Here is a 22,216-nt window from a genome sequence, read left to right on the forward strand (position 1 = left end):
TTGGCGGGGCCGTGGGTGTCTTGCGATCAACCCTCGTAGCGGCGGAAGACCAGCGAAGCGTTGGTGCCGCCAAAGCCGAAGGAATTGGAAAGCACCACGTCAATGCGGCGCTCACGCGGCTTGTTGGGCACCAGATCGATCGCCGTTTCGGCCTCGGGGTTGTCCAGATTGAGCGTCGGCGGCGCCACGTTGTCGCGAAGCGCGAGGATCGAGAAGATCGCTTCCGCCGCACCGGCCGCACCGAGTAGATGCCCGATGGAGGATTTGGTGGACGACATGGAGACCTTGTCTGCCGCGTCTCCCATCAGGCGCTCCACGGCCTTCAGCTCGATCGTGTCGGCCATGGTGGAGGTTCCGTGCGCGTTGATGTAGTCGATGTCCGCTGGAGACAAACCGGCTCGCCTGAGTGCGGCGGACATGCAGCGATAGGCCCCGTCGCCATCTTCGGCAGGCGCGGTGATGTGATAGGCGTCGCCCGAAAGGCCATAACCCACCACCTCGGCATAGATCCGCGCCCCGCGTGCCTTGGCGTGTTCCAGCTCTTCCAGAACCAGCACGCCCGCGCCCTCGCCCATGACGAATCCGTCGCGGTCGCGATCGTAGGGCCGCGAGGCCTTTTCGGGCGTATCGTTGAAGCTGGTGGAAAGCGCGCGGCATGCCGAGAAGCCCGCGATTGAAAGGCGCGTGATCGGCGATTCGGCACCGCCGGCCAGCATCACATCCGCATCCCCCAGCATGATCAGCCGGGCGGCATCTCCGATGGCATGCGCGCCGGTCGAGCAGGCCGTGGCCACGGCGTGGTTCGGGCCCTTGAGCCCGTGCCGGATCGAAACCTGGCCGGAGACGAGATTGATGATGTTGCCCGGGATGAAGAACGGGCTGATGCGGCGCGCGCCGCGATCGCGAAGCTGGTAGGCGTTTTCGGCAATGCCCTCAATGCCGCCGATGCCGGAGCCGATCATCACGCCGGTGGCGCAGCGATCAGCCTCTGTCTTCGGCTCCCAGCCAGAATCGGCCAGCGCCTGATCGGCGGCGGCGATGCCATAGATAATGAAATCGCCCACCTTGCGCTGCTCGCGCGGCTCCAGGAAAGCGTCCGGATCGAACGCGCCCTCGCCTTCACGCGGAATCGGATTGGCGATCTTGCAGGGCAGGTCCTCGACCTCGAACTGCTCGATCCGCCGTGCTCCGCTCTTGCCTGACAGCAACTGCCGCCAGCTGTGCTCGGCACCGAGGCCGAGCGGCGAGAGAAGCCCCATTCCGGTGACGACGACGCGCCTCATGTCGTGGATTGTCTCGCCTTTTTGGCCGCGCGAAAGACAGGCCGGACTTGCGTCAGGCCGTCGCCTTTTCGATGTACTTCACCGCGTCGCCTACGGTGAGGATCGTCTCGGCGGCGTCATCGGGAATCTCGACCCCGAATTCTTCCTCGAACGCCATCACCAGTTCAACGGTGTCGAGGCTGTCCGCGCCCAGATCGTCGATGAAGCTGGCCTGTTCGGTCACCTTGTCGGCGTCGACGCCAAGATGCTCGACGACGATTTTCTTGACGCGTTCTGCGGTATCGCTCATTTTGAGTACCCTCGACTTCACCAATGTCTGGTCTTCGTTAGCGGCAGGCTTTCAGCTAATCAAGCTGAAAAGATGGCCGTATCAACGGCTTTCCGGCCCATTTCCACGCCTCTTTAGCAGCCTGCCGGCCCCCTCACCTGTTTCCCCTAGGAACGGGTGCGGCATAGCACGACGCCTTCTTCCGGCCAAGCTCGCCTCTGACGCTATTTGGCGCCTATCCGCCAGGGGGCAACCGGCGAATCGGGTCAAATCATGGCCATCCCGCCATTCACATGCAGGGTCTGCCCCGTCACATAGGCCGCCTCGTCGGAAGCCAGATAGACGACCGCGGAGGCCACCTCCGCACCCGTGCCCATACGCTTCATGGGTATGGCAGCCATGATGGTTTCGCGCTGCTTTTCGTTCAGCTTGTCGGTCATGGCCGATTCAATGAAACCCGGCGCCACGCAATTGACCGTGACGTTGCGCGTGGCGATCTCGTGGGCAAGCGACTTGGAGAAGCCAATGAGGCCCGCCTTGGAGGCGCCATAATTCGCCTGGCCCGGATTGCCGGTGACGCCCACGACGGACGTGATGTTGATGATCCGCCCCCACCGGCGGCGCATCATCGGATGGGTCAGAGCGCGCGCAAGCCGGAAGGCCGCGGTCAGGTTGACCTCGAGAACGGCGTCCCAGTCCTCGTCGCTCATGCGCACGAACAGCCCGTCGCGCGTGATCCCCGCATTGTTGACAAGGATATCTACGCCTTCCAGCTCTGCTTCCGCTTTGGCGGCCAATTCCTTGACCTCCTCCCGATCCGACAAGTTTGCAGGAAAGATGCGGACGCGATCGCCGAGCTCGCCGGCAAGCGCTTCGAGCTTTTCCACGCGCGTGCCATGCAGGCCGACCGTGGCGCCCTGCGCGTGCAGAGCACGCGCGATCGCCTCGCCGATCCCGCCGGACGCCCCGGTAACCAGCGCCTTGCGGCCGCTGAGATCAAACATCGTCTTCTCCCTCTCCATGCAATTCCGGGAAAAAGCGGATACCGTTTCCGCGCGGAACTGCGAAACAGAAAATTAGATCATTCGGCGTTTCCACAAAACGCCGAAATGATCCAGAGCTTCGCTATAGCAGCGCCTTCATCGCCGTTTCGATGTCCGCCGGATTGTTGACGGGTACGGCGGCGAGATCGCGATTTATACGGCGGGCCAAGCCCGTCAGCACCTTGCCGGCGCCGATCTCATACAATGTCTCTACGCCGTTTTCGCCCAACCATTCCACCGTTTCGCGCCAGCGGACGCGCCCTGTCACCTGTTCGACAAGGCGGCTGACGATCTCCTGCGGATCGGAAAGCGGACGGGCGGTCACATTGGCAACCAGCGGCACAGAGGGCGCCTTTGCCTCCACCTCCGCCAGCGCCTCACGCATGCGCTCGGCGGCAGGCGCCATGAGGGCCGAATGGAACGGCGCTGATACCGGCAGCATGATGGCGCGTTTTGCGCCTTTTTCCGTGGCGAGCCGGGCTGCCTCTTCCACTGCCGCTTTCGCGCCGGAGATGACGAGCTGCCCGCCCCCATTGTCGTTGGCGATCTGGCAGAGGCCTGTCTGTTTCGCCGCATCGCAGGCGGCTTCGACATCGGCCGTCTCAAGCCCGATGATGGCGGCCATCGCCCCCTCGCCTACTGGAACGGCGGCCTGCATGGCGTTGCCGCGGATGCGCAATAGCCGCGCCGTATCGGCAAGAGAGAAGGTGCCTGCGGCGGCAAGGGCGGAATATTCGCCCAGCGAATGGCCGGCGACATAGGCCACCTTGCCCACAAGCGAAAGGCCGCCCTTCTCCAGCACGCGCATGACCGCCATCGACACCGCCATCAGCGCGGGCTGGGCATTGGCCGTGAGGGTGAGTTCGTCCTCGGGCCCTTCCCACATGATCCTGGAAAGGCGCTGGTCCAGCGCGTCGTCCACTTCCTCGAAGACCTCGCGGGCTTCGGGAAAGGTTTCGGCAAGGTCACGGCCCATGCCGACGGCCTGGCTGCCCTGGCCAGGAAAGGTAAAGGCGATGCTCATCGGCGGCTATCTCCGGATTGCGTGCGCGATGCGGCGCAGGTGGTGGCCCAACGGCAGGCCCGCGTCAAGCCCTTTGCGCGAGGCCTTCCGAAACGCGGGCTGACATTTTGTCAGGAAATGTCAAGCGATGAGAGATCCTCTATGGCAAGCGCCCCGCGACTAGCCTATATGAAGCCGGCTTTGGCTCCGGCGCCTGCGCCGGGCTGCGGTGTGTCAGCGCACGGTATTCCCTTTAACGACGGTCCTCATGCAGCCAGCCATTTCCATTTCAGAGCTTTCCAAGGTCTATGATTCGGGGTTTACCGCCCTTCACGGGATTGACCTCGAGATCATGAACGGCGAAATCCTCGCGCTCCTCGGACCGAACGGCGCGGGCAAGACGACGCTCATTTCCATCATCTGCGGCCTCGTCAATCCGACCAGCGGCTCCGTCCGCGTGCAAGGCCATGACATCATCCGCGACTATCGCGCCGCACGCGCCCTGATCGGGCTTGTGCCGCAGGAACTGCATGTCGAGACCTTCGAGACCGTGTGGGATACGGTGAGCTACAGCCGCGGACTTTTCGGCAAGAAGCCTAATCCGGCTTTGGTCGAGCGGCTGCTCAAGGATCTTTCGCTGTGGGAGAAGAAGGACAGCAAGATCCTGCAGCTTTCCGGCGGAATGAAACGCCGCGTCATGATCGCCAAGGCGCTGGCGCACGAGCCGAAGATCCTGTTTCTGGACGAGCCCACGGCGGGCGTGGACGTGGAACTGCGCAAGGATATGTGGAACCTCGTGCGCCGGCTGCGCGAGGACGGCGTGACCATCATCCTCACCACCCACTATATCGAGGAAGCCGAGGAGATCGCCGACCGTGTGGGCGTCATCAACAAGGGCCGGCTGATCATCGTCGAGGAAAAGGCCGAGCTGATGCGCAAGCTCGGCAAGAAGCAGCTCACGGTGGAACTCAACGAGGCGCTGGAAACGCTACCTGAGACGCTCGGCCGATACGACCTCAAGCTGGAAGGCGGCGGTGAGCGCATCGTCTATCAGTACGACACGCAAGGGTCCCGTTCCGGCATCGGCTCCTTGCTTGCCGATCTCAACCGGGCGGGCATCTCGGTCAAGGATATTGCCACCGAGCAAAGCTCGCTCGAAGACATCTTCGTCAATCTCGTGGAGGAAAGCCGGTGAATTTCGAAGCCGTCAAATCCATCTACATTTTCGAGATGGCGCGCATGCGGCGCACGCTGCTGCAGAGCGTCGTCTCGCCCGTGCTTTCCACATCTCTTTATTTCATCGTGTTCGGCGCGGCGATCGGCTCGCGCATCGAGGAGATCGACGGCGTGAGCTATGGCTCCTTCATCGTGCCGGGCCTCATGATGCTGACGCTGTTGCAGAACTCCATCTCCAACGCGTCCTTCGGCATCTACTTCCCGAAGTTCGTCGGTACCATCTATGAGGTGCTTTCAGCGCCCATCTCCTTTTTCGAGATCGTGCTTGGCTATGTAGGGGCGGCAGCCTCAAAATCGCTCATCCTCGGCGCCATCATCCTTGCGACGGCACATCTGTTCGTGGACGTGGAAATCCGCCATCCCTTCTGGATGCTGTTTTTCCTTGTGGCCACGGCGGTCACCTTCAGCCTGTTCGGGTTCATCATCGGCATCTGGGCCGACGGTTTTGAAAAGCTGCAGCTCATTCCCCTTCTGATCATCACGCCGCTCGTCTTTCTCGGCGGCTCCTTCTACTCCATCGAGATGCTGCCGGAGTTCTGGCAGAAGGTGACGCTGGCCAATCCGGTCCTTTATCTCGTCAGCGGCTTCCGCTGGAGCTTCTACGAGACCTCGGATGTGAGCGTGGGCGTGAGCATAGCGATGATCGCCTTTTTCCTGGTCGTGTGCCTGACGCTGGTGTGGTGGATCTTCAAAACCGGATACAAGCTGAAGGCTTGAGGCCTGAGAGGAGCCGCTTCGAGGCCAAAAGCGGCCCTGAAAGCCTTGCAACCTGACCAAAACTCTGTATAAGCGCGCGGTCCGCCGGTCTCAGCCGGGGGCTGAACGGAGGGCCGGGCGACTTTTCGTCCGCCGCGAAGCAGAAGTGCTTCCGCCTCCCGTGTCTCCGCTCTCGACCGTCTCGGAATGCGCCTTTCTTCACCGGCAAATGCCGGCAAGGAGGTCGCTGAGGCTTTAGCCGCTGGATCGGCCGGACGACGAGAGAAGAAAGGCAAGACATGGCACTTTACGAACACGTGTTCCTTGCCCGGCAGGACCTCTCGCCGCAGCAGGTCGATGCGCTTGTGGAACAGTACAAGGGCTTCATCGAAAGCGGCGGCGGCAAAGTCGGGCGGATCGAGAACTGGGGACTGAAGTCCCTCGCCTATCGGATCAAGAAGAACCGCAAGGCCTATCTCGCGCTCCTCGACATCGACGCTCCCTCAGACGTCGTCAAGGAAATGGAGCGGCAGATGAGCATCAACGAAGACATTCTGCGCTTCATGACCGTCCGCGTCGAGGCGCACGAAGAAGGTCCTTCGGCCATGATGCAGCGCCGCGACGATCGCGGGCGCCGTGACGACCGCGGTGCGCGCCGCGACCGGGATGAGGGCCGCCGTGCGCGCGAGGATGAAGGAGACGAATGATGGTCGATATCAATCAGATTCCGACGCGGCGTCCCTTCCATCGCCGTCGCAAGACTTGCCCGTTCTCCGGTGCCAACGCGCCGAAGATCGACTACAAGGACGTGAAGCTTCTGCAGCGCTATATCTCCGAGCGCGGCAAGATCGTGCCTTCCCGCATCACGGCGGTGAGCCAGAAGAAGCAGCGTGAGCTTGCTCGCGCCATCAAGCGCGCCCGCTTCCTCGGCCTGCTGCCATACGTGGTCAAGTAATCTGCTGCGGGCGTCCTCACGGGCGCCCGCATTCCCCTCCCGCGATCGGGCGTGGGAACGGGAAGGTCTTTAACCCGAGTTGAGGCTGTTGCCCGCATCAAAACGGCGAGCCTCTAACTGCCACCGGGCAGGACAGCGAACCCAAAGCCTTTTGGCGCCGTTTCCTGGCCTGCCTTGCGCATTCATCCCCGGCATCGGCCGGGAGAAAGGAAACGGAACGATGGAAATCATTCTTCTGGAACGTATCCCACGCCTCGGCCAGATGGGCGACGTGGTGAAGGTGAAGGACGGCTTTGCGCGCAACTTCCTTCTGCCGCAGGGCAAGGCGCTGCGCGCCAGCGAGGCCAACAAGAAGAAGTTCGAGGCCCAGCGCGTCCAGCTCGAGGCGCGCAACCTCGAGCGGCGCAAGGAAGCAGAGGCGGTTGCCGAAAAGCTCGACGGACAGAGCTTCATCGTGATCCGCTCCGCTGCAGAAACCGGCCAGCTCTACGGCTCGGTGTCGCCGCGCGACATCGTGCAGGTGCTGGATGAGAACGGCTTCAAGATCACCCGCAACCAGGTGGAGATGCACCATCCGATCAAGACGATCGGCATCACCAATGTGAACATTGCCCTGCACCCGGAAGTGATCGTCACGATCTCGCTCAACATCGCCCGCTCCGAGAGCGAGGCGGAACGCCAGGCCCGCGGCGAAAGGCTTGATTCGGCCGAGGCGATCTATGGCGAGGACATCAATGAAAGCGCCCGGCCTGAGGAGTTTTTCGAGCCAGACACCGGATATACGTCTGAGGCTGAGGCCGAAAGCGCGGGCGAGACGGACAACGCCTGAAGACACTCTAGGCTGTCTTGAAGATCAAGGCTGGGTCATTACGACCCGGCCTTTCTTTTTGATTCGCTTGGATTTTCCAAAATTGAGCAACTCAGGCTGAGCCAGCCCCGTTGAAAGATTGAACCAGAAGGCGGCGCCCTGCCCGCTCGCCGCGAAAGCCCGCAGGAAGCTGGCCTTACGGCAGTCTTTGGGACAGGGCGGTGCCGCTCCGCCACCTCTTTCAACGGCGCAGCATCTGTTACATAATCATAATCTCAACAAAGCGGGGCAGCGATGAATCCTTTGTTGCGCAGTTTTGTCTCACGCCTTGTGCAGACAGGATCATTGACGATCACCGACGCCAGCGGCCAGGTGCATCGCTTTGGAGACGGTTCGGGCGATCCCGTGCACGTCGTTCTCCGTACCAAGCATGCTGAGCGCCGGATAGCGCTGGACCCTATGCTAGCGGTGCCGGAAGCCTACATGGACGGGGAGCTCGGTTTCGAGCAAGGCGACGTGCTCGCCCTCCTCAAGATTGCCTATCAGAATCTCGAACGCGGCGGCAAAGAAGCGCTCGTCATGAAGTTTGGCGAGGGGATCCGCTATCTCTTCCGCAGAGTCTATCAGTTCAATCCGGCTGGCCGGTCCAAGCGCAACGTCGCGCATCACTACGACCTGTCGGGCGAGCTTTATCGGCTGTTCCTCGATGAGGACATGCAATATTCCTGCGCCTATTTTCCGGAGCCGGACATTTCACTCGAGGAGGCCCAGCGCGCCAAGAAGCGCCACATCATGGCCAAGCTCGCGCTCGAGCCGGGCCAAAAGGTGCTCGACATCGGTTCCGGCTGGGGAGGCCTCGGCCTCGAAATAGCCCGTCTTTTCGATGCGAATGTGCTCGGCGTCACGCTTTCGGAGGAGCAGCACGCCGTCTCCTGCAGGCGAGCCGAAGAGGCGATGCTCGCCGACAAGGCCCGCTTCGAGATCGCGGACTACCGCGCGCTCAAGGGCCCCTTCGACCGCATCGTCTCCGTCGGCATGTTCGAGCATGTGGGCGTCAACCACTACCGCACATTCTTCGACAAGTGCGCGCAGTTGCTGACCGACGACGGTGTCATGCTCCTGCACACGATCGGCCGCACGTCCGGTCCCTCCGTCACCAATGCCTTTATCCGCAAATACATCTTCCCAGGCGGCTACATTCCCGCCTTGTCGGAGATTTTGCCGGCCATCGAAAAGGCCGGCCTGATCGTAACCGACATTGAGGTGCTGAGGCTGCATTACGCGGAGACGCTGAAGCATTGGCGCGAGCGCTTCATGGCCAACCGCGAGAAAGCGGTGGAAATCTATGACGAACGTTTCGCGCGCATGTGGGAGTTCTATCTCGCCGGTTCGGAGGCAGCCTTCCGCTGGCAGGACATGGTGAACTTCCAGATCCAGATTGCCAAGAAGCGCGACACGCTGCCTTTGACGCGCGACTACATCTCCGAGGTCGAAAGGCAGCTTGCTGCGCCCGGCGGGCGGAAAGCCTTTACTCACGCGGCGGAATAGGAATATTTCCCCCATCTGCAACTGATTCGCTGTCAAGCGGAGAAGTTCGATTGCGCGCGGAATCAGTTGGCGCGAGGGCCATCCGTGTGAATAGTGTGCATTGCGTGGTTTGATTCGGCCCGCGCCGCAGGTGGGCTTACACCGGGAGGTGTGACAGGCTACACAGAAACGTATCTGGGGGGTGTCGGATTCGCCTTGGCGGTTTCCGGCAGCCGGTAACGACAACGGATAGCGAATGGCCGACGTAATCCGCAAGCTGAACCCGGCGGAAAAACCGCTTTACCGCGAACCGCCCAACAATATCGAAGCCGAGCAGGCGCTTCTTGGGGCCATTCTCGTCAACAACGACGCCTTTTACCGGGTGTCGGATTTCCTCAAGCCCAACCACTTCTACGAGCCTCTGCACCGCAAGATCTACGAGGTGGCGGGCGAGTTCATCCGGATGGGCAAGATCGCCAATCCGGTGACGATGAAGACATTCCTGCCTGCAGAAGAGAAGGTGGGCGAGCTCACGGTCGCGCAATATCTTGCCCGCCTTGCGGCGGAAGCTGTGACCGTCATCAACGCCGCCGACTATGGCCGGGCCATTTATGATCTGGCGATCCGCCGTGCGCTGATCACGGTCGGCGAGGACATGGTCAACATCGCCTTCGATGCGCCGGTGGACATGTCTCCGGCCGATCAGATCGAGGACGCCGAACGGCGCCTGTTCGAGCTTGCGGAAACCGGGCGCTATGATGGCGGTTTCGAGAGCTTCGGGGACGCCACTAAGACCGCGATCGACATGGCCAACGCCGCCTTTATGCGCGACGGCCATCTTTCCGGAATCGCGACCGGCCTGCGCGATCTTGACCGGCGCATGGGCGGTCTGCAGCCTTCCGACCTCATCATCATCGCCGGGCGTCCCGGCATGGGCAAGACGTCGCTCGCCACCAACATCGCCTTCAACATCGCCTCCTCCTATGAGCCGGTGCAGCAGGCGGACGGTACCTTCAAGGCCAAGAACGGCGGCGTGGTCGGCTTCTTCTCCCTCGAAATGTCGTCGGAGCAGCTCGCAACCCGCATCATCTCCGAGCAAACGGAAATCCCCTCCTCCAAGATCAGACGCGGCGAGATCACCGAGGCGGATTTTGAGAAGCTGGTGGGCTGCGCGCAGATGATGCAGAAGATTCCGCTCTTCATCGACCAGACGGGCGGCATCTCCATCGCCCAGCTTGCCGCCCGCGCCCGGCGGCTGAAGCGCCAGCGCGGCCTCGACGTAATCGTCATCGACTATGTGCAGCTCATGACGGGCTCCTCGCGGCGTGCGAGCGAAAACCGGGTGCAGGAGATCACGGAGATCACGACCGGTCTCAAGGCGCTTGCCAAGGAGCTCAACGTCCCGATCATCGCGCTCTCGCAGCTCTCGCGTCAGGTGGAAAACCGCGACGACAAGCGCCCGCAGCTCGCGGACCTACGCGAATCCGGCTCCATCGAGCAGGATGCCGACGTAGTTCTTTTCGTCTATCGCGAGGAATATTATCTTAAGAACCGTGAGCCCAAACCCGGCACGGACGAGCATCTGAAATGGGAAGCAGAGATGGAACAGGTGCGCGGTAAGGCCGAGGTCATTATCGCAAAACAGCGTCACGGCCCCACGGGCACGGTCAATCTAGGCTTCCAGGGCGAGTTCACCCGCTTCTTCGATCTGGCCGAGGACTCGCACCTGCCGGAGCGTTTCGACTAGTGCCATACGATCCCACGACGAAAAGCGCGGGCCCGCCGCCGCCTTTGGCGGGCGGGAGGTTGACCATCGACCTTTCTGCGCTCGTGGCCAATTACCGGTTGCTTGCGGAGCGATCGCGGCCTGCAAAGGCTGCCGCCGTGGTCAAGGCAGATGCCTACGGGCTTGGCATCGAGCCCGTTTCCCGCGCTTTGTGGGCAGCCGGCTGCCGCCACTTCTTCGTGGCCATGCCTCAGGAAGGGTTGACCCTGCGCTCGGTACTGCCGGAGGCGCACATTTTCGTCTTCAATGGGCTCTTCGGCACGGAGGCCGCAAGCGCCTACCGTGAAGCGCGGCTGATTCCCGTCCTCAACTCCCAGAGCGACATCTCCATCTGGGAAGCGCATGGCTGGGACGGCGAACAGCCCCGCCCCTGCGCCATCCATGTGGATACGGGCATGAACCGGCTCGGGCTTACTGCGGAGCGGGCGAAGGCGCTTGCCGAGGACAACGCTCTGACGGGCGCGCTAAGCCCGCTTCTAGTCCTGAGCCATCTGGCCTGCACCGACCAGCCGGATCACGCGATGAACCGGCGGCAGCTCGAATCTTTTCAGGCACTTCGGGCGCTTTTCCCACAAAGCGAATCAAGTCTGGCGAATTCCGGCGGCATCTTTCTTGGCGGCGATTTCCTGTGCGACCTCACCCGCTGCGGCATCGCCCTCTATGGCGGCCGTCCGGTGAGCGGCAAGCCGAACCCGATGCGGCCTGTGGTGACGGCCGAGGCGCGCGTGGCGCAGGTCCGCCGCATCGCGGCAGGCGAGGCCGTCAGCTACGGCGCCACGGAGGTGACCCGCGATACCATCATTGCCGTATGCTCTGTAGGCTATGCCGACGGGTATCCGCGCTCAGCGTCAGGCGCGGGCGTGCCGTTGCGGCAGGCGCCCGGCGCGCATTCCGGTGCCGCCGGATTCATCCATGGCCGGCGGGTGCCGGTGTTAGGCCGCATCACCATGGACCTTACCCTCTTCGACGTGACCGACCTCGGACCCGACGCGGTAGCGGTGGGCGATCATATCGAGCTCTTCGGCCCCAACATGCCGATCGACGAAGTGGCCGAGGCGGCAGGCACGATTTCCTACGAGCTGCTGACATCCCTCGGACGGCGGTATCACAGGGATTATGTGGGAGGGGAGGTTTGAGTAAGCCGCCCCTCTTCCTCTTGTTCCGCCTGTCCGGTGCCACTGGCTTCCGGCACGTGCCGCATGGGAGGCCCATCGGGACTCAGTGCTGATGGCAAAGCCGCGTTTCCAGTTCGTCTGCCAGAATTGCGGCACGGCGCATGCGCGCTGGGCCGGCAAGTGCGAAGGCTGCGGCGAGTGGAACACGCTTGTCGAGGAAGGCACCGTAGGCGGTATCGGCGGCGGACCGCAATCGCTGCGCAAGGCGCGCCCCGGCCGACCTGTGGCGCTGACGACACTGTCCGGCGAGATCGAGGACGCTCCGCGCATCATCACCGGCATCGGTGAACTCGACCGTGTCACCGGCGGCGGGTTCGTGCGCGGATCGGCAATCCTGGTGGGCGGCGACCCCGGCATCGGCAAGTCCACCCTGCTTACACAGGCCGCCGCAGCGCTGGCATCACGCGGGTATCGCATCGTCTATGTTTCGGGCGAGGAGGCGGTGGCGCAAATCCGTCTGCGCGCGCAGCGGCTGCGCGTGGCCGAAACACCGGTGGAACTTGCCGCCGAGACCAATGTGGAAAACATCCTGGCCACCATCGGCGAAGGCAGGCGGCCCGATCTCGTCATCCTCGATTCCATCCAGACGCTTTGGACCGAAACCGCCGAATCCGCGCCCGGCACCGTGACCCAAGTGCGCGCCTCGGCCCAGGCCATGATCCGCTATGCCAAGTCGACGGGCGCGGCCATCGTGCTTGTCGGCCACGTGACGAAGGAAGGGCAGATCGCCGGTCCCCGGGTTGTCGAGCACATGGTCGACGCCGTGCTCTATTTCGAGGGCGAAGGCGGCCACCATTATCGCATCCTGCGCACGGTGAAGAACCGCTTCGGGCCGACGGACGAGATCGGCGTCTTCGAGATGGGTGACAAGGGCCTGAGTGAAGTGCCCAACCCGTCCGAACTGTTCCTGGGCGAGCGCAGCGCGGCTGCACCTGGCGCGGCTGTCTTTGCCGGCATGGAGGGTACGCGCCCGGTGCTTGTGGAGATTCAGGCGCTGGTGGCCCCCTCCCCGCTCGGTACGCCACGGCGCACCGTTGTGGGCTGGGATACGTCGCGGCTCTCCATGGTGCTTGCGGTTCTCGAGGCTCATTGCGGCGTGCGGCTGTCCACCCACGACGTCTATCTCAACGTCGCGGGCGGCTATCGCATCTCCGAACCGGCTGCCGATGTGGCGGTTGCCGCGGCCCTCGTCTCCTCTCTGTGCGGACTTGCCCTGCCCGCCGATTGCGTCTATTTCGGCGAAATCAGCCTTTCGGGCGCCGTCCGCCCGGTTGGGCATGCGGCAAGCCGTCTTAGGGAAGCCGAAAAATTGGGGTTTACCAAGGCCGTCATGCCGCAGGGAAACGAGGAGCTTGGCACCGGCATCGCGGCGAATGCGTATCGGCCGGAAGCGCTGGCGGATCTTGTTGCCCGGATCGCAGGATCGAGGACGGCAAGAGAATGAGGGAAATGGTCGCCGGGCGCCCGGGAACCGCGCGGGGGAATGCGGCGTAAGGGAAAATGGGTCACAATGCCGATCACGCTGCTTGACGGAATTCTCATCGGCTTCACGCTCGTATCCGCGATGCTGGCGATGGTGCGCGGCTTCTCCCGCGAGATTCTGTCCATCGCCTCGTGGGTGATTGCAGCGATCGCTGCCTACTTCCTCTACCCCTTGGTTCTGCCCTATGTGACGCCCTATATAGGCAATGCGACGATCGCGCTGGCAGTGGCCGCTGCGGCGGTCTTTTTCGTCGTGCTCATCGTCGTGACGATCATCACGATGAAGCTCGCCGATTTCATCGTCGACTCGCGCATCGGCGCGCTCGACAGGACGTTGGGCTTTCTGTACGGGGCGGCGCGCGGCGTGCTGGTGGTTGCCGTGGCGCTTCTGTTCCTCAACTGGCTCCTGGGCTCCAGCATGCCGAGCTGGATCGCCGAGGCCAAGTCGCGTCCGCTGCTGGAAGGCGTCGGAAAGTGGCTTCAGGAGCTGTTGCCGGAAGATCCCGAAACTTCGATCCTTGACCGTCTGACACCCGATTCAGCGCAAGAGGTCGAGACGGGCAACTGACGCGGCTCAAGGGCCGAGACGCAAGTAAGCGACAGACACGAGGCGCGGCCATTATGGCGACAGACGACAATCTGCCTCCCTCAGGCGAAGCCGACGATCATTTCCATGACGAATGCGGCGTATTCGGCATCTTCGGACGCCAGGACGCGGCAGCGATCGCCACGCTCGGCCTTCATGCGCTGCAGCACCGCGGCCAGGAGGCTGCGGGTATTGTCTCCTTCGACGGCAGCCAGTTTCACGTCGAGCGCCATATCGGGCTGATAGGCGACACCTTCACCAAGCCTGCCGTTCTGGAGAGGCTGAAGGGTGCGCGCGCCATTGGGCACACGCGCTATTCGACCACCGGCGGCTCCGGCCTGCGCAACGTGCAGCCCTTTTTCGCCGAGCTTGCCGAAGGCGGGCTTGCCATCGCGCACAACGGCAACATCACCAATGCCATGACGGTGCAGCGGCGTCTTCAGAAGGACGGCGCGATCTTTTCTTCCACCTCCGACACGGAGACCATCCTGCATCTGGTGGCGACCAGCAAGGAAACCCATCTCAACGCCCGCTTCATCGATGCAGTGCGCCAGCTGGAAGGGGCCTTCTCTCTCGTCGCGCTCACCTCGAAGAAGATGATTGGCTGCCGCGACCCGCTCGGCATCCGCCCGCTGGTGCTGGGAGATCTCGACGGGGCCTATATCTTCGCCTCGGAGACCTGCGCGCTCGACATTATCGGTGCGCGCTTCGTCCGCGACGTGGCACCCGGCGAGATGATCGTGGTGACGGAGGAAGGTATCGAAAGCTTCTTCCCCTTCGAGCCTCAACGCCCGCGCTTCTGCATCTTCGAGTATATCTATTTCGCCCGGCCTGACTCCTCAGTGGAGGGCCGCAATGTCTACGAGGTGCGCAAAAGGATTGGCGCTGAGCTTGCGCGCGAGAATCCGGTGGAGGCGGATATCGTGGTGCCTGTGCCGGATTCCGGCACCCCGGCGGCCATCGGCTTTGCCCAGGCTGCGGGGCTTCCCTTCGAACTCGGCATCATCCGCAACCATTATGTGGGCCGCACCTTCATCCAGCCGACCGATTCCATCCGCCATATGGGCGTGAGGCTGAAGCACAACGCCAACCGCCGCTCGATTGAGGGTAAGCGGGTGGTGCTGGTGGACGACTCCATCGTGCGCGGCACGACCAGCCAGAAGATCGTCCAGATGGTGCGCGACGCCGGCGCCAAGGAGGTCCACATGCGGATCGCCTCTCCGCCCACGCGGGCCTCCTGCTTCTACGGCGTGGACACTCCCTCCACCGCCAAGCTCCTCGCCTCGCGCATGTCGATCGAGGAGATGGCCGAGTTCATCCGGGTCGACTCTCTTGGCTTCCTGTCGATCGATGGCCTTTACCGGGCGGTCGGAGAAGCCGGACGCAACGGGGACGCCCCGCAGTTTTGCGATGCCTGTTTCACCGCCGAATATCCCACGCAGCTCACCGACAGGCATGGAAGCGACAATGTGCGCCAGCTCTCGCTGCTGGCAGGAGGGCAGTGACGGGCCTTACGGCGTAATCAGCTTCAGGCCCACGATTCCCGCCAGGATGAGCCCGATGCAGGCGAGGCGAAGAGCCTCCGCCGATTCACCGAACAGCAGAATGCCGAGCACCACGGTGCCGAGCGTTCCTATGCCCGTCCACACGGCATAGGCCGTGCCGAGCGGCAGGGACTTGAGCGCTACCCCGAGCAGCCCCAGGCTGATGACCATTGAGGCCACGGTGGCCAGGGTCGGCCATGGGCGGGTGAAGCCGTCCGTATATTTCAGCCCGACCGCCCAGCCGACCTCGAACAGACCCGCGGCAAACAAGGCAATCCACGCCATGCCAGTCTCCAATCAGAGCCGATGAGGCCGTCCTCATCTGGAGGGGAAATGCGCGGGGCCGTCCCCGCGCCGCGGAAGCTGGCAGTTGACCGCTCCGCGCCTGATAGGCGAAACGGGTTTCGCCGCAGCGCGTTTCATACTATCACCGCCGCGACGAAGCCAAGTCTGAAGGATATTATGCCTGCTATGCCTGATCTTGCCGGCCGCATTGCACTCGTTACCGGAGCTTCCCGCGGCATCGGCTATTTCCTCGCCAAAGGACTGGCCGCCGCCGGAGCTCACGTCATCGCCGTCGCGCGTACCGTGGGCGGGCTGGAGGAGCTGGATGACGAAATCAAGGCCCTAGGCGGCGAGGCCACGCTGGTTCCGCTCGATCTCGCCGACATGGCAGGTATCGACCGGCTGGGTGGCGCCATTCACGAGCGGTGGGGCAAGCTCGACATCATGGTCGCCAATGCCGGCATTCTGGGCGTGATTTCCCCTATCGGGCATGTCGAGGCCAGGGTTTTCGAAAAAGTGATGGAGATCAATGTTATCTCCGTCTGGCGGCTCATCCGCTCTGTCGATCCGCTGCTGAGGGCGTCCGATGCGGGGCGCGCGATCGTCATGTCGTCGGGTGCCGCTCACTCGGCACGTGCCTTCTGGGGGCCGTATGCCGCATCCAAGGCTGCGGTGGAGGCGCTGGTGCGCTCTTGGGCGGACGAGACAAAGAATATGCCGCTCCGCGTCAACGCGGTGAACCCCGGCGCCACCCGCACCGCCATGCGGGCGCAGGCCATGCCGGGGGAAGACCCGGCCACGCTGCCCCATCCTTCCGAGGTGGCCGAAAAGATCCTGCCGCTGGCGAGCCCCGACCTTCAGGAGACGGGCCTGATTTTCGATGTGCGCCGCGGCCGGTTCCTGCGCTACCGGCTGCCTGAATAAATGCTTTCATTACTCGATTGACCTCATCCTGTCTTCCGTTACCCTGCCGGCAGCAACGGCCGAAAGAAGCCGTACCGGGGAAAGGGGTCTGCCACCCGATAGGGATGGTTCCGATCAGTTTGCTGACGACGGAAACGCTGCGGGATAGGTCCCGGTGAGGAGAGGAACGGAATGCTGACGGCCATTGCGCTCGTAGCCGTAATTCTGGCCCTATGGCTGCTTGCCGCGCTCTATGTCATCCTGCGGCTGGGCATCGGCCTGCATCAGGCCATGCTCTATGTGCCGCTGAAGGTGCTCTTTCGCGTCAAGGATCGTCCGATGCTGGTCGCGCGGGCGGCGCAGCCGCCGATCATATATGCGGTATGGCATCAGTCACGCCTGGAGCCGGCGCTGATGCTGTCGCTGCTGCCAGCCGATACGCTGCACATCCTCGACGAGGATTCGGCGCGGGCGTGGTGGCTGGACCCCTGGCGGGCGCTGGCGCGGACCATCGTCTTCAACGCGCGTCACGTCTTCGTTAGCCGCAGGCTGGTCCGCCGTCTGCGCGGCGGAGGGCGGCTTGCGGTTTATCTGCCTGATGACGAGGCGCCCGACCCCAAAGCCTTCCGCCTTTTCCGCGCGATCGCGCGCATAGCCCAGAATGCGGAGGCGCGCATCGTGCCCATCCATGTGGACGGCGCCGGGCGGACATTCTTTTCGCTTGCGCCGGAAAAGGAGGGACGCCGGCTCGCACCCCGCCTTTCAATCCTCACACTCGAGCCGCAGACCATTGCTGAGATGGTGGCGAGCGCCGAGGGAGAGAAGCCGCTTGGCGCCAACGCCTTCTTCGACCGCATGATCGCCGTGCGGCGTTCGGTCGCCAGAAAAGAGGATGGCGACCACGAAGAAGGAGACAGCCGCATCGCGGCGTAGAGGGTAGAGACCTCGCCGTCAGCCCTCTTCCGCCACCTTCGCCGCCGCTTCCTCGCGCGCGGCGCGGCGTGAATAGGCGCGCACGCTGAAGCCCAGGAAGATGAGATAGGCCACCGCCGAAACGGCCAGTGTTAACCACGTATAGCTCGCCAGAAGCAACGTGTAGAAGACAAGCGCCAGCATCAGCGGGACGGCGAGTTCGCGGCGCACCCGGTTGCCGGAAACCTTGCCCGAGTAGACCGGCAGGCGGCTCACCATCAGAAACGCAATGACCACCGTATAGACGCACGCGCCGAACGCCACCATGCGATTGGGAGCAAGCCCCAGAAAACCGAGATAGATCGGCAGCATGACCAGCCCCGCGCCGGCGGGCGCCGGCACGCCGACGAAATAGTCCCCCTGCCAGGCTGGACGGCTGTCGTCGTTCAGCATGACGTTGAAGCGGGCAAGCCGGAGCGCGCATGCAATCGCAAACAGCAACGCGGCGATCCAGCCGATGGCTCCTGCCCGGTCGAGCAGATAGGCATAGAGCACCATTGCCGGGGCGGCGCCGAAATTGACGATATCGGCAAGCGAATCCATCTCCGCGCCGAATTTCGAGGTTGCTTTCAGCATGCGCGCGAGACGCCCATCGATCGCGTCGAGAAACGCGGCAAAGAGCACCATGATTACGGCGGTTTCGATCTGATGCTCGAAGGCAAGGCGAATGCCCGACAGCCCCGCGCAGATGGCAAGTATCGTGACGAAATTGGGCACCATCAGCCGCAGCGGAATCTCGCGTATGCGCGGCCCGCCGCCACCATGAGGCTCAAATGGCGGAAACGGGCCGTTCATGAGACGCGAACCAAGGGCGGGGGCGCGTCACTGCCGAATTCGGCGATGATCGTCTCGCCACCAACGGCGGTCTGACCCACCGCGACACGGGGGCGCGCCCCGGCCGGCAGATAGACATCCACGCGGGAGCCGAAACGGATGAGGCCGAAGCGCTCTCCCACCGCAATCTCACTCGGCGCCTCGGCCCAGCAAAGGATGCGCCGGGCCACGAGACCGGCAATCTGCACCACGGCGACTGGACCGTGCGGACTTTCGATAACCAGACCGTTGCGCTCGTTCTCGGCGCTTGCCTTGTCGAGATCCGCGTTCAGGAACCGCCCGGGCCGATATTCTATCAGCGAGATGCGTCCCCTGACCGGCGCGCGGTTTATGTGGCAGGAAAAGACATCCATGAAGATGGAGACCCGCATCCTGTCCGCACCGTCGAGTCCGAGTTCCGGCGGCGGGGTTGCGGGCCCTACGGCCGAAACCACCCCGTCTGCCGGGGCAATGACGAGCCGGTCGTCCACAGGCGTCACCCGGGGCGGATCGCGGAAGAAGTAGGCGCACCAAGCCGTCAGCAGAAGGCCGATCCAGAAAAACGGCTCCCAAAGGATACCAAGGAGGATCGAACCGATAACGAAACCGGCGATGAAGCGGTAGCCCTCCCGGTGGATGGGCACGAACGTTTTTCTGATCGTGTCTGCGAGACTCATCTCTTCTGCACGCCCTAGGCGATCTGTCAGAGCCGACTTCCTATCGGAAAGCCCGGCAGCCTGCAACGCGGCGGCCGATAACCCCTGTTCATTGCCTTTCCGCGCCTGCACCTGAGGAACCACGAAGGCGGCGGTTTTCCGCTCGCGGTTAGACGCGTCAGATACGCACTCGCAAGTTCATTTCAATAAGACATAAAACGTGATCATGGGTTTCTGCAAATCCCGTCTGTCGGTGCGACAACGGCGCTCTAGGTGCCCTTCTATGAACGCATGTTGTAGGAGGGAGCGATGAAGCACCAGAATCCGCAAGAACTGGCCGCCGCAGCAACGACCTACGCGCAGCCTCCGCAGCGGAGAATGTCACGCAGGGAACGGATCGAACGCTGGGCTGAGATTCTCGAATGCCATCAAGGTCCCATCAATGCACTGAGGCAGGTGGAATATCTGCCCCCGCAGGAACGGCGGGCCTATCGCGGCGTGAACACCCCCCTCACCGTGGCCTTCAACGATCCGGTGCTACGCGAGGAAGGTCTTGCAGGCGACCGTCTTGGGGACGCGATGGATTTCTTCCAGCTCAGCGATTCCGAGGCGCATGCTCTGCTGTGCGATTGCCGCTATCATGGCCGGATGACCGGTAGCGGCCTTGCCCACAGGCTGCGCCGCCATGCGCAGGCAAGCGAGCGCCGCGCAAGGATGTGGCAAGCCGTTGGCCGCTTCTTCGGCTTCGCCTCAGGACGGACGGCCTGACACAAGCAGGATGCTTGAGATGTGCCTGATCCGGCACTGCCGGGTCAGGCATTATTTAATTATTGCTCAAAGCAGGCCGCCCTTCGTCAGTAGCTCGGCACCTTTCGTACCAGAACACCCATCTCATCTTCCTCCTGGGCACGGCGCAGGCGCTCTTCGGCACGACTGGCCTCGCGCTGCCGGTTCCACATCTCGGCATAGAGACCGCGCGCGGCAAGCAACGTCCGGTGCGTTCCCCGCTCGGCGATGCGGCCGTCACGCAGCACAATGATTTCGTCCGCGCCGATGACCGTGGAAAGCCGGTGAGCGATGACCAGCGTCGTGCGGTCGCGGCTCACCAGATCGAGAGCCGCCTGGATCTCCTGCTCGGTATGGGTGTCGAGCGCCGATGTTGCCTCGTCCAGAATGAGAATCGGCGGGGCCTTCAGGATCGTGCGGGCGATGGCGACCCGCTGTTTCTCGCCGCCGGAGAGCTTCAGGCCGCGTTCGCCGACAAGCGTATCGTAACCTGCAGGCAGGCTCTCGATGAACGGGCCGATCTGCGCCAGCTCAGCGGCGCGTCGCACCTCCTCGTCCGTCGCGTCTGGCCTACCGTACCGGATGTTATAGCGGATCGTGTCGTTGAAGAGCACCGTGTCCTGCGGCACTATGCCGATCGCCGCACGCAGGCTCTCCTGCGTCACGTCGCGAATATCCTGGCCGTCGATGCGGATCGCACCTTCCTGAATATCGTAGAAGCGGAAGATGAGGCGCGAGATGGTCGACTTGCCCGCCCCAGAGGGGCCGACGATAGCCACAGTCTTTCCTGCCGGAATCTCGAAGCTGATGCCCTTGAGGATTGGGCGGTCGGGGTCGTAGGCGAACACCACGTTCTCGAACTGAACGTGGCCGCTGCGGACCCGAAGGGGCTTGGCGCCCGGCCGATCCTGCACTTCCGGCGTCTCGTCGAGAAGATCGAACATCTGCTCTATGTCGGTCAGCCCCTGGCGAATCTCGCGATAGACGAAACCGATGAAATTGAGCGGGATGGAGAGCTGCATCAGCATGGCATTGATGAAAACGAAATCGCCCACCGTCTGCGTGCCCTGCATCACCTCCCAGGCCGACAGAGCCATGACCGCGGTCATGCCAACGCCGAAGATCATCCCCTGTCCGAAATTCAGCCAGCCGAGCGAGGTCCAGGTTTTCGTTGCCGCTTCCTCGTACCGCGCCATGGAGCGGTCGAAGCGGCGGGCTTCCATCGCCTCGTTGTTGAAGTACTTTACCGTCTCGAAATTGAGCAGCGAGTCGATCGCCTTGGTGTTCGCTTCGGTGTCGGAGTCGTTCATCTCGCGGCGGATGGTGATGCGCCAGTCACTGGCCTTCACCGTGAACCAGACGTAGAGCCACACGATCACCGCGATGATCGCCACATAGGTCCAGCCATAGGCGAAGGTGAATATCCCCGCCGCCAGTGCGAACTCGAGCAGCGTCGGTACGGTATTGAGGATGGTGAAGCGGACGATCGTGTCGATGCCCTTGGTGCCGCGCTCGATGATGCGCGATAGGCCGCCCGTCTTGCGCTCCAGGTGAAAGCGCAGCGACAGATTGTGCATGTGCACGAAGGTGCGGTAGGCGAGCTGGCGCACCGCATACTGCCCGACACGCGCGAACAGCGCATCGCGGAGCTGGTTGAACCCGAGCTGGATCACCCGCATCAGATTGTAGGCGACGACCAGCATCAACGGGCCGGCAAGGAAGGCCGGAAGATAGGCCGGTGCAGCCCCCTCGCCCGAAAGAACGTCCGTAGCCCATTTGTAAGAGTAGGGCACGAGCACCAGGACGACCTTGGCAAGCACCAGAAAGGCGGTGGCCAGGAGCACCCGCATCTTCAGGTCGGGCCGGTCCGCAGGCCACATATAGGGCCACAGATTTACGAGCGTACGGAGCGTGGAGCCGGATTCGGCGGAGACTGTTTTCTGCGGCACGAGGCGTCCTCAGCTTTTCTGGTCGGATGCAGTGCCCGCGACGCAGGCCTCAAGCAGCCCGCTTACGGATGCGGACAAGGCTGCAAGTGCCGCTCGGTCAACCGTGTAGCATGAGCGGCCGCCCTCGGGCTTCATACGTATAAGACCTGCCTCCAGCATCACCTTCAGATGTTGGGACACTGTGGACTGGGCAAGCGGCATGTGGTCGACCACGTCCTTGCAGCAGCAGCCCTCGACGTTGGAAAGGTGGCGCAGGATTCTTATGCGAGCCGGGTGCGAGAGCGCGGCAAGCGAGCGCGCCAGAGCGTCGTCTGATGCACAGCGGGAGATGCCACCGGGCGCGGACTGCGGGTGTTGATGTTCGATACTGCCTTCCATCGGTCATCGTCGATATACGATAACCAATGGAGTAACAATGTGGCTTACGGAAAAAATCAACTGGTCTGCAGCCGGTTATGGC

At 62.9% G+C, this 22,216-nt stretch carries 23 protein-coding genes; 14 read left to right on the plus strand and 9 right to left on the minus strand.

Going from position 1 to position 22,216, the window contains the following annotated elements:
• Window positions 1-26: 26 nt before the first annotated feature.
• The 4 genes from fabF to fabD form a co-directional block, all read right to left on the minus strand.
• Complete coding sequence (gene fabF / locus NYR54_RS11295; protein WP_261515756.1) at window positions 27-1,283, minus strand: beta-ketoacyl-ACP synthase II; 1,257 nt, start codon at window positions 1,281-1,283, stop codon at window positions 27-29.
• Between the two features lie 52 nt (window positions 1,284-1,335).
• Window positions 1,336-1,572, minus strand: coding sequence for an acyl carrier protein (locus NYR54_RS11300; RefSeq protein WP_011581104.1), 237 nt, complete (start codon window positions 1,570-1,572; stop codon window positions 1,336-1,338).
• A gap of 245 nt (window positions 1,573-1,817) precedes the next feature.
• A complete protein-coding gene (gene fabG / locus NYR54_RS11305; RefSeq protein ID WP_261515757.1) occupies window positions 1,818-2,555 on the minus strand; it encodes a 3-oxoacyl-[acyl-carrier-protein] reductase in 738 nt (245 codons plus the stop codon).
• Between the two features lie 121 nt (window positions 2,556-2,676).
• Window positions 2,677-3,618, minus strand: coding sequence for an ACP S-malonyltransferase (gene fabD / locus NYR54_RS11310; RefSeq protein ID WP_261515758.1), 942 nt, complete (start codon window positions 3,616-3,618; stop codon window positions 2,677-2,679).
• A gap of 247 nt (window positions 3,619-3,865) precedes the next feature.
• On the opposite strand from fabD, the gene NYR54_RS11315 reads away from it, so the two are divergent.
• The 11 genes from NYR54_RS11315 (at window position 3,866) to purF (ending at window position 15,353) form a co-directional block, all read left to right on the plus strand.
• Entirely contained in the window at window positions 3,866-4,792 is a 927-nt protein-coding gene (locus NYR54_RS11315) for an ABC transporter ATP-binding protein (RefSeq protein WP_261515759.1), read from the plus strand.
• The gene (locus NYR54_RS11320; RefSeq protein WP_261515760.1) at window positions 4,789-5,550 is read left to right on the plus strand and encodes an ABC transporter permease; all 762 of its coding nucleotides are present in this window, start codon (window positions 4,789-4,791) and stop codon (window positions 5,548-5,550) included. Before NYR54_RS11315 ends, NYR54_RS11320 begins: the two co-directional genes overlap by 4 nt.
• Before the next feature lie 278 nt (window positions 5,551-5,828).
• Entirely contained in the window at window positions 5,829-6,236 is a 408-nt protein-coding gene (gene rpsF, locus NYR54_RS11325; protein ID WP_261515761.1) for a 30S ribosomal protein S6, read from the plus strand.
• Entirely contained in the window at window positions 6,236-6,484 is a 249-nt protein-coding gene (rpsR, locus tag NYR54_RS11330) for a 30S ribosomal protein S18 (RefSeq protein ID WP_011581252.1), read from the plus strand. Before rpsF ends, rpsR begins: the two co-directional genes overlap by 1 nt.
• A gap of 220 nt (window positions 6,485-6,704) precedes the next feature.
• On the plus strand, window positions 6,705-7,313 hold the full coding sequence (rplI, locus tag NYR54_RS11335) for a 50S ribosomal protein L9 (RefSeq protein WP_261515762.1): 609 nt from the start codon (window positions 6,705-6,707) through the stop codon (window positions 7,311-7,313).
• A 273-nt stretch (window positions 7,314-7,586) separates the two neighbouring features.
• Entirely contained in the window at window positions 7,587-8,840 is a 1,254-nt protein-coding gene (locus NYR54_RS11340; RefSeq protein ID WP_261515763.1) for a cyclopropane fatty acid synthase, read from the plus strand.
• 235 nt (window positions 8,841-9,075) lie between these two features.
• Window positions 9,076-10,566 carry a replicative DNA helicase gene (locus NYR54_RS11345; RefSeq protein ID WP_261515764.1) on the plus strand — a complete coding sequence of 497 codons (1,491 nt, stop codon included), beginning with the start codon at window positions 9,076-9,078 and terminating at the stop codon, window positions 10,564-10,566.
• Between the two features lie 59 nt (window positions 10,567-10,625).
• Window positions 10,626-11,741 (plus strand): alanine racemase, encoded by a 1,116-nt coding sequence (gene alr / locus NYR54_RS11350; RefSeq protein WP_261515766.1) that lies wholly within the window; start codon window positions 10,626-10,628, stop codon window positions 11,739-11,741.
• 91 nt (window positions 11,742-11,832) lie between these two features.
• Window positions 11,833-13,224 (plus strand): DNA repair protein RadA, encoded by a 1,392-nt coding sequence (gene radA / locus NYR54_RS11355; protein WP_261515767.1) that lies wholly within the window; start codon window positions 11,833-11,835, stop codon window positions 13,222-13,224.
• Window positions 13,225-13,290: 66 nt separating this feature from the next.
• Entirely contained in the window at window positions 13,291-13,830 is a 540-nt protein-coding gene (locus NYR54_RS11360; RefSeq protein ID WP_261515768.1) for a CvpA family protein, read from the plus strand.
• Window positions 13,831-13,883: 53 nt separating this feature from the next.
• Complete coding sequence (gene purF, locus NYR54_RS11365) at window positions 13,884-15,353, plus strand: amidophosphoribosyltransferase (RefSeq protein WP_261515769.1); 1,470 nt, start codon at window positions 13,884-13,886, stop codon at window positions 15,351-15,353.
• A gap of 6 nt (window positions 15,354-15,359) precedes the next feature.
• On the opposite strand, the gene sugE is transcribed toward purF, so the two are convergent.
• On the minus strand, window positions 15,360-15,677 hold the full coding sequence (gene sugE, locus NYR54_RS11370; RefSeq protein WP_261515770.1) for a quaternary ammonium compound efflux SMR transporter SugE: 318 nt from the start codon (window positions 15,675-15,677) through the stop codon (window positions 15,360-15,362).
• A 177-nt stretch (window positions 15,678-15,854) separates the two neighbouring features.
• On the opposite strand from sugE, the gene NYR54_RS11375 reads away from it, so the two are divergent.
• On the plus strand, window positions 15,855-16,601 hold the full coding sequence (locus NYR54_RS11375) for an SDR family NAD(P)-dependent oxidoreductase (protein WP_261515771.1): 747 nt from the start codon (window positions 15,855-15,857) through the stop codon (window positions 16,599-16,601).
• Window positions 16,602-16,772: 171 nt separating this feature from the next.
• Complete coding sequence (locus NYR54_RS11380) at window positions 16,773-17,513, plus strand: 2-acyl-glycerophospho-ethanolamine acyltransferase (protein WP_261515772.1); 741 nt, start codon at window positions 16,773-16,775, stop codon at window positions 17,511-17,513.
• An 18-nt stretch (window positions 17,514-17,531) separates the two neighbouring features.
• Here the strand turns inward: NYR54_RS11380 and pssA are convergent, their stop codons facing one another.
• A complete protein-coding gene (gene pssA, locus NYR54_RS11385; RefSeq protein WP_261515773.1) occupies window positions 17,532-18,347 on the minus strand; it encodes a CDP-diacylglycerol--serine O-phosphatidyltransferase in 816 nt (271 codons plus the stop codon).
• Window positions 18,344-19,042, minus strand: a complete 699-nt coding sequence (locus tag NYR54_RS11390; RefSeq protein WP_261515774.1) for a phosphatidylserine decarboxylase — start codon at window positions 19,040-19,042, stop codon at window positions 18,344-18,346. Before NYR54_RS11390 ends, pssA begins: the two co-directional genes overlap by 4 nt.
• Window positions 19,043-19,330: 288 nt before the next feature.
• On the opposite strand from NYR54_RS11390, the gene NYR54_RS11395 reads away from it, so the two are divergent.
• The gene (locus tag NYR54_RS11395) at window positions 19,331-19,789 is read left to right on the plus strand and encodes a hypothetical protein (protein ID WP_261515775.1); all 459 of its coding nucleotides are present in this window, start codon (window positions 19,331-19,333) and stop codon (window positions 19,787-19,789) included.
• 86 nt (window positions 19,790-19,875) lie between these two features.
• Here the strand turns inward: NYR54_RS11395 and NYR54_RS11400 are convergent, their stop codons facing one another.
• A complete protein-coding gene (locus NYR54_RS11400) occupies window positions 19,876-21,756 on the minus strand; it encodes an ABCB family ABC transporter ATP-binding protein/permease (protein WP_261515776.1) in 1,881 nt (626 codons plus the stop codon).
• Between the two features lie 9 nt (window positions 21,757-21,765).
• Window positions 21,766-22,134, minus strand: a complete 369-nt coding sequence (locus NYR54_RS11405) for an ArsR/SmtB family transcription factor (protein WP_261515777.1) — start codon at window positions 22,132-22,134, stop codon at window positions 21,766-21,768.
• Between the last annotated feature and the right edge of the window lie 82 nt (window positions 22,135-22,216).

Source organism: Chelativorans petroleitrophicus (assembly GCF_025398195.1).
Taxonomy (GTDB): domain Bacteria; phylum Pseudomonadota; class Alphaproteobacteria; order Rhizobiales; family Rhizobiaceae; genus Chelativorans; species Chelativorans petroleitrophicus.

Excerpts from the sequence above, each read along its gene's own strand:
- NYR54_RS11380 (WP_261515772.1), top strand. The coding sequence starts at position 16,773 with ATGCTGACGGCCATTGCGCTCGTAGCCGTAATTCTGGCCCTATGGCTG.
- fabG (WP_261515757.1), bottom strand. The coding sequence starts at position 2,555 with ATGTTTGATCTCAGCGGCCGCAAGGCGCTGGTTACCGGGGCGTCCGGC.
- NYR54_RS11345 (WP_261515764.1), top strand. The coding sequence starts at position 9,076 with ATGGCCGACGTAATCCGCAAGCTGAACCCGGCGGAAAAACCGCTTTAC.
- pssA (WP_261515773.1), bottom strand. The coding sequence starts at position 18,347 with ATGAACGGCCCGTTTCCGCCATTTGAGCCTCATGGTGGCGGCGGGCCG.
- NYR54_RS11375 (WP_261515771.1), top strand. The coding sequence starts at position 15,855 with ATGCCTGCTATGCCTGATCTTGCCGGCCGCATTGCACTCGTTACCGGA.
- fabF (WP_261515756.1), bottom strand. The coding sequence starts at position 1,283 with ATGAGGCGCGTCGTCGTCACCGGAATGGGGCTTCTCTCGCCGCTCGGC.
- sugE (WP_261515770.1), bottom strand. The coding sequence starts at position 15,677 with ATGGCGTGGATTGCCTTGTTTGCCGCGGGTCTGTTCGAGGTCGGCTGG.
- rpsF (WP_261515761.1), top strand. The coding sequence starts at position 5,829 with ATGGCACTTTACGAACACGTGTTCCTTGCCCGGCAGGACCTCTCGCCG.
- NYR54_RS11340 (WP_261515763.1), top strand. The coding sequence starts at position 7,587 with ATGAATCCTTTGTTGCGCAGTTTTGTCTCACGCCTTGTGCAGACAGGA.
- radA (WP_261515767.1), top strand. The coding sequence starts at position 11,833 with ATGGCAAAGCCGCGTTTCCAGTTCGTCTGCCAGAATTGCGGCACGGCG.
- purF (WP_261515769.1), top strand. The coding sequence starts at position 13,884 with ATGGCGACAGACGACAATCTGCCTCCCTCAGGCGAAGCCGACGATCAT.
- NYR54_RS11395 (WP_261515775.1), top strand. The coding sequence starts at position 19,331 with ATGAAGCACCAGAATCCGCAAGAACTGGCCGCCGCAGCAACGACCTAC.
- NYR54_RS11315 (WP_261515759.1), top strand. The coding sequence starts at position 3,866 with ATGCAGCCAGCCATTTCCATTTCAGAGCTTTCCAAGGTCTATGATTCG.
- NYR54_RS11390 (WP_261515774.1), bottom strand. The coding sequence starts at position 19,042 with ATGAGTCTCGCAGACACGATCAGAAAAACGTTCGTGCCCATCCACCGG.
- NYR54_RS11360 (WP_261515768.1), top strand. The coding sequence starts at position 13,291 with ATGCCGATCACGCTGCTTGACGGAATTCTCATCGGCTTCACGCTCGTA.
- rplI (WP_261515762.1), top strand. The coding sequence starts at position 6,705 with ATGGAAATCATTCTTCTGGAACGTATCCCACGCCTCGGCCAGATGGGC.
- NYR54_RS11300 (WP_011581104.1), bottom strand. The coding sequence starts at position 1,572 with ATGAGCGATACCGCAGAACGCGTCAAGAAAATCGTCGTCGAGCATCTT.
- rpsR (WP_011581252.1), top strand. The coding sequence starts at position 6,236 with ATGGTCGATATCAATCAGATTCCGACGCGGCGTCCCTTCCATCGCCGT.
- fabD (WP_261515758.1), bottom strand. The coding sequence starts at position 3,618 with ATGAGCATCGCCTTTACCTTTCCTGGCCAGGGCAGCCAGGCCGTCGGC.
- NYR54_RS11405 (WP_261515777.1), bottom strand. The coding sequence starts at position 22,134 with ATGGAAGGCAGTATCGAACATCAACACCCGCAGTCCGCGCCCGGTGGC.